The following is a 14,861-nucleotide window of genomic DNA, read 5'->3' as shown; positions in this document are numbered from 1 at the left end:
TTTAACGAAGAAATTATGGAAAAAAAACATTTACATATTGCAGCGGGAATTATTCGAACTGCTCAGCAACATATTTTTATAACCCAACGTCCTGAAGGTACTCATATGGCAGGCTTTTGGGAGTTTCCTGGTGGGAAGCTAGAACAAGGCGAGCTACCGGAAGATGCTTTGATTCGGGAGTTAGAAGAGGAAGTTGGGATCATAGTAACTGATTGTAGTTTGTTTCATCGAGTTGACCATGAATTTGACGATAGGTTTATTACACTCTATTTCTTTATGGTTTCTGATTGGCGGAATGAACCTTATGGAAGAGAGGGACAAAAATTTCGCTGGATTGATCAGGAAGACTTAATTGCTGATGAATTCCCACCAGCGAATCGAGTTATTGTTGATATGCTGACAAAAGCAGTCTAATTACTCAGGATCAATGTTTAACTTGTGGAAAATAGACACGGAAGACTATTTTCCACGGTTGATAGCCTATTTAACCATTAATGATCAGGTTGCTCACTCCAGTTATCGCTATCGGAAATATCCCCTTGGCTTCCAATTCGTTTCTCTTCAGCGGCCCATTCACCTAAGTCAATTAATTGACAGCGTTTACAACAAAATGGGCGATAAGGGCTATTTTCATTCCAAATCACTACTTTTTGGCAAGTTGGACAATTTACTTCAATCACTTCGCTCATACTTCTATTCCCAAAACTAACAGCAGGCTAGCTGAAAATTAATCACTTCGGGGAGTATACCATTCTCACTATCAATGTGCAGGAAACGTAGTGCAAAACGATTTTTGTGCCCAGAAATTTGTGGATAGAGCAAATCGTCGGGGCTGAGCTTAATACGTAGTAATTCTTTACCTTCCACATTACCTTGGTAAAAACCATTATGAGATTGCCTATCTTCAAAGTGACCATTCTGGCGAATAAGTGAGAGAACAGTCTGTAGTGCTTCATGTAAAGGGTCGATACTTGTTAGCCACATTTTGATTTCATCACTCCGCTCTGTTTGAGGGATATGCAACCATAACTGCAGGGTAGGAAGATCGAAATTACAGCAGCCACCAGGAATGCTAAGACGTTGACGAACCATACTGATAATTTTATCTGTTCTGAGCAAGTGACCGAATCGTGGTGCTAAAGTCAGAATAGATAGCTTATTGGATAAGTCATCGGTTAAGGATGTGAGTAGTTGCTTATCCACATTGGGGGATTCAGCCCAATTCAATAACTTTGTTTTATATTTCTCTAATTCTTTTATTAGGTCAGTACGGACTTCGCCTCTATCTAAAATTTCGATGAGCTCGGAAACTGAGCGAAAAAAGGCAATCCCAGATGCATAGGAAGTAATATTACTCTGCTCATAAATTTGTAATAGCAGGGTTTCAAGGCGTAACCAAGAACGAATTTTTTCATTCATTGGGTATTCATAAGTGACCAAGTTTGTATCTGTTTGTTCGCCCATGTGTATTCCTATTCTTGTCTTTCTGCGAGTGCTAAATATTTTTTATGCAGCTCTATAACTCTATCAGTGATGTTTGTATCATTTGTATGGTTCGAAATAATATCATCAGCATAAGACAATCTTTTTTCTCGACTGACTTGAGCATCTAATATCTTGATAGCTTGCTCTTGACTGATGTTATCTCGCTTTACTGTTCTCTCAATTTGCTCTTCTTTGGTGACATCAACAACTAAAACTCGATTAGCTAAATGAGAGATATTATTTTCGATCAATAAAGGTACAACCCATAAGACATATGGAAATTTAGATTGCTGTAGCTGTTTCTTGGTTTCTTGCTGTATCAATGGATGAAGTAATGCATTCAACCATTTTTTTTCTTTAGGTTGAGAGAAGATGATCTCTCTTAGGCGAGCTCTATTCAGCATACCATCAGAGTTCAAGATATCTTGTCCAAAATGTTGCGTAATGTAGCCTAATGCCGGAGTATTAAGCTCGACAATTTGCCGAGCAATAACATCCGCATCAACAATAGGGACTCCAAGTTTAGAAAACTGGTTGGCAACCGTTGTTTTACCACTACCAATACCACCAGTGAGAGCAACTATATAAGGCATAAATTGATTCATTAACTAATTAGAAATAAAACAGGTTACACCGAAACTTTAAGTTTGTCTGTATACAATTCAATCTGAATTATAGGATTAATATATATATGTGACATCGCGCTATTTTTTATCATCTAAAATTTATAATCTCAATTAAGTAATAACTTAAACACCAGAAATGGCATTTCCTAAGTTAAATATTGGTAAGTACATAGCTAGCATAATTAAGCAGATAAAGCTCGAAATCAGAATAAGTAAGATTGGCTCTATACTTTTTAAACGTTGCTCGGTAATAGATATATATTGCTCCATGTAATAATTAAATAAATATAATGTAAAATGTTCAAGTTTTCCAGATTCTTCTGCAATTGAAATAAGTTGAATAGCTAAGCTAGGGAATAAACTTGTTTTTTTCATCGACTCTGATAATGACTCACCTTTAATGATGGATTGGTAAATAAACTGGCAATCATTATTGTATCTTTTATTGGTGATAGTCTTAATTGAGCATTTTAAACATTCAGAGAGTGGTAGCCCAGAGCTCAATGTGGAGGATACGGTTAAAAAATATAAATTTAAATTATTCAATCTTATTATGCAATTAATATATGGAATTCTACTTATTATAGCTACTATGCATTCTGATAACTTCATTCTGAAATGGGCTGCTAGCAATCCAACGGTGAAAAATATGATAGATAATAATTCTATTTTTGTACTAATAAAATGAGAGATAGAAATTAAAATAAGAGTGATCGATGGTAATTGATGTTGAAAGCTAGTATAAATTTCTGCAAATTGAGGAATGACGAAAATTAGCATAATGACTAAAACTAGGCTTGAGAAAATAAGTAAAGTTATAGGGTAACGTAATGCTTTTTTGATTATCAAAGCTGTTTCTTTTTTGTGTTCAAGCATACCTTTAATGATGAGGAAACTCTCCTCATATTTTCCAGTATTTTCCGCAAGTAATATTAGGCTAATAATTGTGCTATCAAATATCTTTGGATGTTCACTTAAATTTTTAGTCAGCATTTCTCCATTTTCAAGGTTCCTAATAATTTCCCGAATAATATTTTTCCATAAAGGAAGTTGACAATTAGTTTGTAGAAGATGAAAACATTGAAGTAGACTGATTCCTGACGAACTTAATATGCTTAATTGATGAAAGAAATGGATTCTAAAATCTAAATTAACTTTATCTAAGATGAAAATAGATTTTAATTTTATTATAATTGGTGTTTCTCCTTGTTCCAATAGATATAAAAAAGCTTGTTTTTTATTTTTAGCAATGAGCGTGCTATGGGTATAATGATTATTATTATTTATAGATTGATAATTATAAACGAACATTAGTAATTAGCCTCCGTACCTATTACCGAGTAAAGTTCTTGTAAAGTTGTTTCCCCTGAGTCAATAAGTTCTAATCCGGATTGAAATAAAAATTTGAAATTACTTAGAGGTTTATTTGATTTTAGAAATAACTGTTCTAATTGCTGCTGACTAAGATATTCATAAATAGCTGTACGCCCCATAAATCCAGAAAAGCAGCGCTCACATCCTTTTGCTTGCTGTTCATTAACAGAGTGAACGTCATCAATTTGAATTTTTACACTATTTGACTGTTTACAATGAGGACATAATTTTCGTATTAGTCGTTGGGCAATAACCATTTTTAAACAAGCTTGAAGTTGTGTTTTATCAATACCCAGTTGCTCCATTCGAGTAATTGCACTGATAGTGCAATTAGTGTGTAACGTGGATAATACTAGATGACCAGTTTGTGCTGCTCTAGTGGCTATTTGTGCAGTCTCTTCATCTCTGATTTCACCAATCATAATGACATCAGGATCTTGACGTAGAAGTGCTCGTAAAATATAGGCAAAAGTCAGATCATATTTTTCATGAACTTGAGTTTGGTTTATTCCTGAAAGAGGGATCTCTATTGGATCTTCTATCGTTGAAATATTTCTGTAAGACTGATTAAGATATTCTAGGGCGCTGTATAAGGTAACTGTTTTCCCACTTCCGGTAGGACCAGTAACGAGTATTAATCCTTGAGGCCTTTGCAAGTTACTTTTTAGTAATGGTAATAGAGATGAGCACATACCTAAGTTTTCAATAGAATATTTAAGTTGTGTATTAAGTAACCTAAGCACCAACTTTTCTCCGTAGATTGTTGGCATGCTCGATAGCCGGATACTGAAATTTTGTCCTTCAAAAAACCAACTCATTTGGCCATCTTGAGGAACTCTCTTTTCTGCAATATTCATTTTTGCCAGTATTTTTATACGAGCAATTATTTCATTATTAATTTCATGTGGTGGAGATGGTACAACATATAATTTACCATCAACGCGTAAGCGAATTTTAACTGTTAGTTTTGTTGGTTCAATATGAATATCAGATGAGCGCTTACGTACTGCCATTTTTAGCAAGTCCTCTACAAAACCAACCGCTGGAGACGTTGCATTGACAGGCTCATTATTGACTTGATACTCTTTTTCTTCTTCATTAATCTCTATAACTTGGCGATTAAAGTAATGGTCAATTTTTTGTTTTTGCCATATTTCATAGCAGACAGGTACGCTTGCAATAAATCTTAATGTGGAAAGTAAGTTATCACTAGGCTTTTCTAAGGTAGCAATAGAAAGTCTTTTTTCATTGTAATCAATAATAACTATATAATTCTTATCACATAATATTTTTAACTCTTTAAAAATATATTGATTGTCTTTTGCAGAGTTCATATTAATCCCTTAATTAAAAACTGAGTGTTTTTTCACATAATGCTTTTAGATCCGCATCATTATCAGACTTACACTCAGTAGACCATTGAAATTGAGTGTTATTTGTTGAATCTAAAGGAGTTAATGTCCCAGAAAGCTTTGTTAATGTTTTATCCCCTGAAAAATGAATAACACCAGATTTGACGTCAATATTTTTTAAATACTTTCCTTTAATTCCACTAGGAATATTGTTTTTCCCTCCATTACATCCAAGGAAGCTCCCTTGATTAAAACTACATAATTCCACACTATTTTTATAAGATAGGAGCGTTTGTAGCACATCTGTCATTGCTGCTTTTTGCATATAACCTTGATATCCTGGAATTGCGATCGCGCTTAATATTGAAATTATTGCTATCACAATCATTATTTCGATAAGTGAAAATCCTTTTTGATTCATGAATAACGCCTCCTTAGTTAATTGAGGCTCTATAATAATCTACTTATTTAGTAAATTTATTTATTGAAAATTAAGATTACGAGTAGCTTGGTAAGTTTATTTTGTAATTTGTTATCGGTGACATTTTTTTTCGAAGCGGTTCGCAAATTTAGATTAAGAAATTTTTTTGATACTAACTTAGGTATTAAATATTGCTATAAATAAAAGAATGGTGAAGGGATTGGCTAATCAACCATTATGATTATTAGCCAATAAAGTAGGATGGAAATTTAATTTTATAGGGCACTTTTATATTGTTTCCAATCAAAGTAAGGACCTGGGTCAGTTTTACGGCTGGGAGCAATATTACTATGACCTGTAATATTGTGTTTAATTTGTGGGTACTGTGAAATTAACAGCTTAGTTAGTTTAGTTAGTGCTATATATTGATATTCTGTAAAAGCTTCAAAATCAGTACCTTCTAACTCAATGCCGATAGAAAAGTCATTACATTTTTCTCTGCCTTGATAGCTAGATTGACCCGCATGCCACGCACGTTTATTAAAAGGAACATATTGAATAATTTCACCGTTACGGCGAATCAAACAATGGGCTGAAACTTTTAAATGTTGGATCTCTTGAAAGAAGGGGTGTTCATTAGGATCTAAGGTACCCATAAATAGCTGATTAATATATGGGCCACCAAATTGACCTGGTGGAAGACTGATATTGTGAATAACTAAAAGTGATGGATGTTCATCCGTAGGACGCGAATCGCAGTGTGGGGAAGGGATATGAGTCACATTATTTAGCCATCCTTCATGTATTTTCATATCAGTATCCATAGTATGCTCTTTTCTTTTTCTGTAAGTACCCGTAGTTGTTATTGAGAAGAATTAGCATAGATGAAATGTTGCGGGGATATATTTTGGAGCTAGTAATGAGTATACGACGTTATGATGAACAAGAACGACGCAAGATATTGATAGAACGATTAATTGTAGATATTCCTTTTATGGTCACGGTTGCTCTAAAGGAAGATTTGGGGCAATTTGTTGACTATAAAAAAGATATTACAGGGCAATTACTGAATGAAAAAACACAGGCTACTGCAAGGATTATCACGCGAGAAGAAGGGATTTTTTGTGGTCAGAAATGGTTAGAGGAAGTTTTCTACCAATTGGGTAATCAAGTTCAAATTGATTGGAAAGTTCAAGATGGGGATAAGGTTTCACCAAACCAAGTACTATGCGAAATGCAAGGACCATCACAAATCTTATTAACGGGTGAAAGAACCGCATTAAATTTTATACAGACACTCTCCTCGGTATCGACGGTGACCGCAAAATATGTCATGCAACTTGAAGGTACAAGAACTAAATTATTAGATACCCGTAAAACTATTCCAGGATTACGAAGTGCATTGAAATATGCTGTTTTAATGGGGGGAGGATATAACCACCGTTTAGGTTTATCTGATGCTTATCTCATTAAAGAAAATCACATTATTTCTGCGGGATCAGTAAAACAAGCAATTTCTTTTGCTCGAGAATCTCACCCTGAAGTACCCATTGAGGTTGAAGTTGAAAATTTAGATGAGTTACTTCAAGCCATTAAAGCTAATGCCGATATTATTATGCTTGATAATTTCACAACAGATATGATGAAAGATGCAGTGGTTCTTGCTGATGGTAAAGCGGCTCTTGAAGTTTCGGGAAATGTCACATTAACAACTATTAGAGAGTACGCAGAAACTGGAGTTGATTTTATTTCAGTCGGGGCACTAACAAAGCACATTCATGCGATGGACCTCTCTATGCGCTTTGTAGAACTAAAGCATTAGCCGCTTAATTTTAAAAAGTATGGCTCAAGGTAGCAGGGGTAATAAGATTATAAATCACATTTTGATATTCCCTGCTTCTTTAAACTGAGTGATGCAGTAGCTTGGCCCATATTTAGTTATGAATTCAATGATGATGGTTTCTACTAGAGTGTTTATTAACTCAATAGTTATTGTAAAAATGACATGCTGAGAATAAGAACATTTTTTCATCAATGAACTTAACAAGCTAGCAACATTAATTAATGTGCTTTTTGTCTAAATATAAGACAACAATAATGAGTGAATTATTATTCAAATAATTAAGATAAAAAATCAAACCATGGTTGGCTGTAACGCTTCAGTTTTTATTTTTGAAGCATAAAAAATTAAATTGATGTTAAAACTGCGTACAGCTTGGTCAGAGTTTGGTTATTAATTAATGCTTTTTTTTAAAATTTTTCGTTAAAACTTGCAGGATTTTATGATTTAGCGCAAGGTCTTTATGGACAGATAGTGAATACTTTGTTACTTTATTAAGCCATAAATAAATTGGTATTACCAATTAACACTGGGTACTAGATAATCAATAATTACTCACTCATTGAAATGGCAGATTATGACTTACGGTAAAATTCGCCAACCAAAGTTATCTGATGTAATAGAGCAACGACTCGAACATCTTATTTTCGAGGGGACTTTACGCCCTGGCGAAAAGCTGCCCCCTGAACGTGAACTAGCAAAACAATTCGATGTCTCAAGACCGTCAGTGCGTGAAGCAATTCAAACATTAGAAGCTAAAGGGCTCTTATCTCGCCGGCAAGGTGGAGGTACATTTGTTCAAAAACAGATGTGGCAAAGTTTTAGTGACCCATTGGCAGAGTTACTTACTGGTAATCCTGAATCTCAATTAGACCTCCTTGAAACTCGTCATGCACTGGAAGGTATTGCAGCTTATTACGCTGCTTTACGCGGTACAGAAGAGGATATAGAGCGTATTCGTCAAAGCTATGAACTTATTAAAACAGCGCAGCAAAGTGGTGATCTTAATGCTGAGTCAGATGCAGTATTACAGTATCAACTGATTGTAACGGAAGCAGCTCATAATGTAGTACTGCTGCATTTGTTGCGTTGTATGGTACCAATGTTAGAACAAAATATTCGTCAAAATTTTGAATTCTTATATACCCGCAAAGAGATGTATAACGCGGTGAGTGAACATAGGGAACAAATTTTCTCGGCTATCGTTGCTAGAGAGCCAGAAAAAGCGCGTGAGGCATCACACCGCCATCTCGCATTTATTGAAGACCTACTGTTGGATATTGGTCGAGAGCAAACTCGTCGTGAGCGTTCTTTACGCCGATTACAGCAACATCCTGATTTAAATTAGTAATGTAGATCCTGACTGCTGCGTCTACATTACTCTGAATGCTCTTCTGAGAGTTAAAGCGGCAACTACATCAGGGCCTATCTTCCAGCTGTTTTTACAGCAAAATAGCTGGAAGATAGGCTCCATATTAAACATATAAAATAGATAACAGATAAGGAATACACCATGTCAGATATGTTAAAAAATGACGTGGATCCGATTGAAACTCGCGACTGGCTACAGGCGATTGAATCGGTCATCCGTGAAGAAGGTGTTGATCGTGCTCAGTTTATTATCGAACAGGTATTAAGCGAAGCGCGTAAAGGCGGTGTTAGCATTGCCGCTGGTGCATCGAGTAGTTCTGATTATATCAACACTATTTCTGTTGAAGATGAACCCGCATACCCAGGTAACATGGATTTAGAACGCCGTATTCGTTCTGCAATTCGTTGGAACGCAGTAATGACTGTTCTGCGTGCCTCTAAAAAAGATTTGGAACTGGGTGGCCACATGGCATCATTCCAGTCCGCAGCAACGCTATATGAAGTTTGCTTTAACCACTTCTTCCGTGCTCACAACAATAATGACGGTGGAGACTTAGTCTTCTTCCAAGGTCATATCTCTCCGGGGATCTACGCACGTGCATTCTTAGAAGGTCGTTTAACTGAAGAGCAGATGAATAATTTCCGTCAAGAAATTGGTGGTAAAGGCCTGTCTTCTTATCCTCACCCTAAATTAATGCCTGATTTCTGGCAATTCCCAACTGTATCTATGGGGTTAGGTCCTCTAAATGCGATTTATCAAGCGAAATTCTTGAAATATCTGGATAACCGTGGTCTGAAAGATACTTCAGCACAGCGCGTATATGCGTTCTTAGGTGATGGTGAGATGGATGAGCCTGAATCTAAAGGTGCAATTACGATTGCTACTCGCGATAAATTAGATAATTTGGTATTCGTGATTAACTGTAACTTGCAGCGTCTGGATGGTCCAGTAACAGGTAACGGTAAAATTGTTAACGAATTAGAAGGTATCTTCAGCGGTGCTGGCTGGCAAGTTATCAAAGTTATGTGGGGCGACCGTTGGGATGAGCTGCTACGTAAAGATACCAGCGGTAAACTGGTTCAATTGATGAACGAAACACTTGATGGTGATTACCAGACATTTAAGTCACGCGATGGTGCTTATGTTCGTGAACACTTCTTCAACCGCTACCCAGAAACTGCCGCATTAGTTAAAGACATGACTGATGATGAAATTTGGGCACTGAACCGCGGTGGTCACGATCCGAAGAAAGTGTATGCAGCATTCAAGAAAGCACAAGAAACCAAAGGCAAACCAACTGTTATTTTAGCTCAAACCATCAAAGGTTATGGTATGGGTGAAACTGCAGAAGGTAAAAACATTGCTCACCAAGTTAAGAAAATGAACATGGATGGCGTACGTCACTTCCGTGATCAATTCAATGTGCCAGTTGCTGATGATCAAATCGAAAAACTGCCATTTATCACGTTCGAAAAAGATTCTGAAGAATACAAATATCTGCATGAGCGTCGTCAAGCATTGGGTGGATATTTACCAGCTCGTCGCGCTAAATTTGAAGAGAAACTGGATATTCCAGCTCTGTCTGATTTCAGCCAACTGCTTGAAGAACAATCAAAAGAAATTTCAACAACGATCGCATTTGTTCGTGTTCTGAATGTGATGTTGAAAAACAATTCGATCAAAGAGCGTTTAGTACCAATTATTGCCGATGAGGCTCGTACCTTTGGTATGGAAGGCCTATTCCGTCAAATTGGTATCTACAGTCCTAAAGGTCAGCAATATACTCCACAAGATCGTGAACAAGTTGCTTACTATAAAGAAGACTCTAAAGGTCAAATTCTACAGGAAGGTATCAACGAGTTAGGTGCTGGTTCTTCATGGTTAGCAGCTGCGACTTCATACAGTACTAACAACCTGCCAATGATCCCATTCTATATCTACTACTCAATGTTTGGTTTCCAACGTATTGGCGACTTAATGTGGGCAGCAGGTGACCAACAAGCTCGCGGCTTCCTGATTGGTGGTACTTCAGGACGTACAACACTGAACGGTGAAGGCTTACAGCACGAAGATGGTCATAGTCATATTCAATCACTGACAATCCCTAACTGTATCTCTTATGATCCAGCTTATGCCTATGAAGTTGCCGTTATCATGCAACACGGTTTAGAGCGTATGTATGGTGAGAAACAAGAGAACGTGTATTACTACATCACAACTCTGAACGAAAACTACCACATGCACGCAATGCCTGAAGGTGTGGAAGACGGTATCCGTAAAGGTATCTATAAACTGGCTTCTGTAGAAGGCAGCAAAGGTAAAGTTCAGTTGTTAGGTTCTGGTTCAATGATGCGTCATGTTCGTGAAGCTGCAGATATTCTTGCTGCCGAATATGGCATCGGTTCTGACGTATATAGCGTAACTTCATTCACTGAATTGGCTCGTGATGGTCAAGATTGTGAGCGTTGGAATATGCTGCATCCATCAGCAACTCCACGTGTACCGTATGTTGCTCAAGTTATGAATGATGCACCTGCTGTTGCATCTACTGACTATATGAAACTGTTCGCTGAGCAAATTCGTACCTACGTTCCTGCAACGGAGTACCGTGTACTAGGTACTGATGGTTTCGGTCGTTCTGATAGCCGTGAAAATCTGCGTCACCACTTCGAAGTGGATACAACCTATGTCATCGTTGCAGCGTTAGGTGAATTGGCTAAACGTGGTGAGATTGATGTTAAAGTCGTTGAAGAAGCGATTAAAAAATACAACATCAACCCAGATAAAGTTAACCCACGTTTGGCATAAGAGGTAATAATCAATGTCTATTGAAATTCAAGTGCCAGATATCGGTGCTGATGAAGTTGAAGTCACCGAAGTGATGGTTAAAGTTGGTGATAAAGTAGAGGCTGAGCAATCGCTGATCACTGTTGAGGGTGACAAAGCTTCTATGGAAGTCCCATCTCCACAAGCGGGTGTGGTTAAAGAAATTAAAATTGCAGTAGGTGACAAAGTCACTACAGGCAAACTAATCATGATTTTTGATTCTGCAGAGGGCGCATCTGCGCCAGCTGTAGAGGCAGCAGCCCCTGCGGTAGCACCAGCAGCACCAACTGCGGCAGCACTGAAAGAAGTCGCTGTACCTGATATTGGTGGTGATGAAGTTGAAGTTACTGAAATCATGGTTAAAGTTGGTGATGCAATCACGGCTGAACAATCTCTGATTACCGTTGAAGGCGATAAAGCGTCAATGGAAGTACCTGCACCATTTGCTGGTACGGTTAAAGAGATCAAGATTGCGACTGGCGATAAAGTCAAAACTGGCTCGTTGATCATGGTATTTGAAGTTGCTGGCGCAGCACCTGCGGCAGCGGTTTCCGCACCAGCACCTGCAGCGGCACCAACAGTATCTGCAATCAAAGATGTTAATGTACCTGATATCGGTGGCGATGAAGTTGAAGTCACTGAAGTGATGGTAAAAGTTGGCGATACCGTAACGGCTGAACAATCTTTAATCACTGTTGAAGGCGATAAGGCTTCAATGGAGGTACCAGCACCATTCGCAGGTACAGTTAAAGAAATCAAGATTGCGACTGGCGATAAAGTCAAAACTGGCTCATTAATCATGACCTTTGAGGTAGCGGGTGCAGCACCTGCACCTACGGCGCCTCCTGCTTCTGCACCAGTTGCAGCTCCAGCAGCAGCGCAGGTAGCCTCTGCCCCAGCTAAAGCCGCTGATAGCAAAAATGAATTTGTTGAGAACGATGCATATATTCATGCAACACCAGTTATTCGCCGTTTAGCGCGTGAATTTGGCGTTAACTTGGCGAAAGTTAAAGGTACAGGTCGTAAAGGTCGTATCTTACGTGAAGACGTTCAAGCTTACGTTAAAGATGCTATCAAGCGTGCTGAAGCTCCAGCAGCAGCGGGTGGCGGTTTACCGGGTATGTTGCCATGGCCGAAAATTGATTACAGCAAATTTGGTGAAGTTGAAGAAGTTGAACTGGGTCGTATCCAGAAGATTTCTGGCGCTAATCTGAGCCGTAACTGGGTCATGATCCCTCATGTAACGCTGATGGAAGAAGTGGATACTACTGAAGTTGAAGAGTTCCGTAAGCAGCAGAACAAAGAAGCTGAGAAGAAAAAACTGGATGTGAAAATCACTCCACTGGTCTTCGTGATGAAAGCGGTTGCTCGTGCTCTGGAAGAAATGCCACGCTTCAACAGCTCTATTTCAGAAGATGCACAGCGTTTGTTCCTGAAAAAATATATCAACATCGGTATCGCTGTAGATACACCAAATGGCTTAGTGGTTCCTGTTTTCAAAGACGTGAACAAAAAAGGTATTATGGAGTTATCTCGTGAGCTGGGTGAAGTGTCTAAGAAAGCGCGTGCAGGTAAACTGACTGCGGCTGATATGCAAGGCGGTTGCTTCACTATCTCTAGCTTAGGTGGTATCGGAACTACCGGTTTTGCACCAATTGTGAATGCGCCAGAAGTGGCAATTATGGGTCTGTCTCGCTCTTCTATCAAACCAGTTTGGAATGGTAGTGAGTTTGTTCCACGCCTGATCCTGCCAATGTCTCTGTCATTTGACCACCGTGTGATTGATGGCGCTGATGGTGCGCGTTTCATCACGTTAGTTGGACAACTGATGAGCGATATTCGCCGTCTGGTAATGTAACTAATAAGACCGGTCAATTGACCGGTCTGTTTTATTTAGGCTGGGGCGGAGTTTTTCGCTGTTGCAACGAAAGGTTGGGAGTTACATCACGTATTCAGCCTTTTCAGGATGTTAACAATTCTGTAAACTGCTTGCGGTGTGTACTTTACCAGTGGAAAATTCGTTTATTCGGCGGCCCCGCTGGACAAAACAAAAAGAGGTCATGATGAGTACTGAAATTAAAGCCCAAGTCGTTGTGCTTGGTGCAGGCCCTGCAGGGTATTCTGCGGCTTTCCGTTGCGCTGACTTAGGTTTAGAGACTGTTTTGGTAGAGCGTTATTCAACTCTAGGTGGAGTTTGTTTAAACGTAGGTTGTATCCCTTCTAAAGCATTATTACACGTTGCTAAAGTTATCGAAGAAGCTAAAGCATTAGCTGAGCACGGTATCGTGTTTGGTGAGCCAAAAACGGATATCTCCAAAGTTCGCCTGTGGAAAGAAAAAGTTATCACCCAACTGACAGGTGGTTTAGCTGGTATGGCTAAAGGCCGTAAAGTTAATGTTGTTAACGGTCTAGGTAAATTCACTGGCGCTAACACTCTGGTTGTTGAAGGTGAAAACGGCAGCACCACTATCAATTTTGATAATGCGATCATTGCAGCGGGTTCACGTCCAATTGAATTACCATTTATTCCTCATGAAGATCCACGTGTTTGGGATTCAACTGATGCATTAGAACTGAAAGAAGTTCCTGAGCGTCTGCTGGTTATGGGTGGCGGTATCATCGGACTAGAGATGGGTACTGTTTACCATGCACTAGGTTCTCAAATTGATGTGGTTGAAATGTTTGACCAAGTTATCCCTGCGGCGGATAAAGATGTGGTTAAAGTATTCACAAAACAAATCAGCAAAAAATTCAACTTACTGTTAGAAACTAAAGTTACCGCTGTTGAAGCAAAAGAAGACGGTATCTATGTTTCTATGGAAGGTAAAAAAGCGCCAGCAGAGCCACAACGTTACGACGCTGTGTTAGTTGCAATTGGTCGCGTACCTAACGGTAAGAACTTAGACGCAGGTAAAGCAGGCGTTGAAGTTGATGATCGTGGTTTCATCCATGTTGATAAACAAATGCGTACTAACGTACCGCACATCTTTGCTATCGGTGACATCGTTGGTCAACCAATGCTGGCTCACAAAGGTGTTCACGAAGGCCACGTTGCAGCAGAAGTTATCTCTGGTCTAAAACACTACTTCGATCCAAAAGTGATTCCATCAATCGCTTATACTGAACCAGAAGTTGCATGGGTTGGTTTAACTGAGAAAGAAGCGAAAGAGAAAAACATCAGCTACGAAACAGCAACATTCCCATGGGCTGCATCAGGTCGTGCAATTGCATCTGACTGCTCTGAAGGTATGACTAAGCTGATTTTCGATAAGCAATCTAACCGTATTATCGGTGGTGCAGTTGTTGGTGTTAACGGTGGCGAATTACTTGGCGAAATCGGCCTAGCGATCGAAATGGGTTGTGATGCTGAAGATTTAGCATTAACTATTCATGCTCACCCAACACTGTATGAATCAATTGGTATGGCAGCAGAGATCTACGAAGGTAGCATCACTGACTTACCAAACGCGAAAGCGAAAAAGAAAAAGTAATTTTCTTTTTTAGCGAAAAGTAAGCGAATCGAAGACCAAAGCAGAAATGTTTTGGTCTTTTTTATTTTAATGAA

The 14,861-nt window shown here is 38.7% G+C and carries 13 protein-coding genes; 6 read left to right on the top strand and 7 right to left on the bottom strand.

Annotated elements, in window-relative coordinates:
* Positions 1-15 precede the first annotated feature (15 nt).
* A complete protein-coding gene (gene mutT, locus PR761_RS13155) occupies positions 16-414 on the top strand; it encodes an 8-oxo-dGTP diphosphatase MutT (RefSeq protein ID WP_006814993.1) in 399 nt (132 codons plus the stop codon).
* A 77-nt stretch (positions 415-491) separates the two neighbouring features.
* Here the strand turns inward: mutT and yacG are convergent, their stop codons facing one another.
* The 7 genes from yacG to ampD all read right to left on the bottom strand — a co-directional run bounded on the left by yacG (position 492) and on the right by ampD (position 6,070).
* Positions 492-689 (bottom strand): DNA gyrase inhibitor YacG, encoded by a 198-nt coding sequence (gene yacG / locus PR761_RS13150; protein ID WP_006814992.1) that lies wholly within the window; start codon positions 687-689, stop codon positions 492-494.
* 16 nt (positions 690-705) lie between these two features.
* Positions 706-1,464, bottom strand: coding sequence for a cell division protein ZapD (zapD, locus tag PR761_RS13145; RefSeq protein ID WP_115164586.1), 759 nt, complete (start codon positions 1,462-1,464; stop codon positions 706-708).
* Between the two features lie 8 nt (positions 1,465-1,472).
* Complete coding sequence (gene coaE / locus PR761_RS13140) at positions 1,473-2,078, bottom strand: dephospho-CoA kinase (RefSeq protein WP_112837215.1); 606 nt, start codon at positions 2,076-2,078, stop codon at positions 1,473-1,475.
* Between the two features lie 156 nt (positions 2,079-2,234).
* On the bottom strand, positions 2,235-3,422 hold the full coding sequence (locus PR761_RS13135) for a type II secretion system F family protein (protein WP_006814989.1): 1,188 nt from the start codon (positions 3,420-3,422) through the stop codon (positions 2,235-2,237).
* Positions 3,422-4,819, bottom strand: a complete 1,398-nt coding sequence (locus PR761_RS13130) for an ATPase, T2SS/T4P/T4SS family (protein ID WP_154610658.1) — start codon at positions 4,817-4,819, stop codon at positions 3,422-3,424. Before PR761_RS13130 ends, PR761_RS13135 begins: the two co-directional genes overlap by 1 nt.
* Before the next feature lie 13 nt (positions 4,820-4,832).
* Positions 4,833-5,258: a prepilin peptidase-dependent pilin gene (ppdD, locus tag PR761_RS13125; protein ID WP_006814987.1), complete on the bottom strand. Its 426-nt coding sequence runs from the start codon at positions 5,256-5,258 to the stop codon at positions 4,833-4,835.
* A 275-nt stretch (positions 5,259-5,533) separates the two neighbouring features.
* Complete coding sequence (gene ampD / locus PR761_RS13120; RefSeq protein WP_272519364.1) at positions 5,534-6,070, bottom strand: 1,6-anhydro-N-acetylmuramyl-L-alanine amidase AmpD; 537 nt, start codon at positions 6,068-6,070, stop codon at positions 5,534-5,536.
* Positions 6,071-6,177: 107 nt separating this feature from the next.
* Here ampD and nadC point away from each other — a divergent pair, with 107 nt between their 5' ends.
* From nadC to lpdA, 5 genes are all read left to right on the top strand, one after another.
* On the top strand, positions 6,178-7,080 hold the full coding sequence (gene nadC / locus PR761_RS13115; protein ID WP_039855130.1) for a carboxylating nicotinate-nucleotide diphosphorylase: 903 nt from the start codon (positions 6,178-6,180) through the stop codon (positions 7,078-7,080).
* Between the two features lie 595 nt (positions 7,081-7,675).
* Positions 7,676-8,446, top strand: a complete 771-nt coding sequence (gene pdhR, locus PR761_RS13110; RefSeq protein ID WP_006814983.1) for a pyruvate dehydrogenase complex transcriptional repressor PdhR — start codon at positions 7,676-7,678, stop codon at positions 8,444-8,446.
* 165 nt (positions 8,447-8,611) lie between these two features.
* Positions 8,612-11,278 carry a pyruvate dehydrogenase (acetyl-transferring), homodimeric type gene (gene aceE, locus PR761_RS13105; RefSeq protein WP_006814982.1) on the top strand — a complete coding sequence of 889 codons (2,667 nt, stop codon included), beginning with the start codon at positions 8,612-8,614 and terminating at the stop codon, positions 11,276-11,278.
* A 13-nt stretch (positions 11,279-11,291) separates the two neighbouring features.
* Positions 11,292-13,154, top strand: coding sequence for a pyruvate dehydrogenase complex dihydrolipoyllysine-residue acetyltransferase (gene aceF / locus PR761_RS13100; RefSeq protein ID WP_115164581.1), 1,863 nt, complete (start codon positions 11,292-11,294; stop codon positions 13,152-13,154).
* Positions 13,155-13,359: 205 nt separating this feature from the next.
* A complete protein-coding gene (gene lpdA, locus PR761_RS13095; protein ID WP_039855129.1) occupies positions 13,360-14,787 on the top strand; it encodes a dihydrolipoyl dehydrogenase in 1,428 nt (475 codons plus the stop codon).
* Positions 14,788-14,861: the final 74 nt, after the last annotated feature.

It is taken from the genome of Providencia sp. PROV210, assembly GCF_028479445.1.
In the GTDB taxonomy this organism is placed as follows: domain Bacteria; phylum Pseudomonadota; class Gammaproteobacteria; order Enterobacterales; family Enterobacteriaceae; genus Providencia; species Providencia rustigianii.
This window is presented reverse-complemented; position numbering and strand designations above follow the sequence as displayed.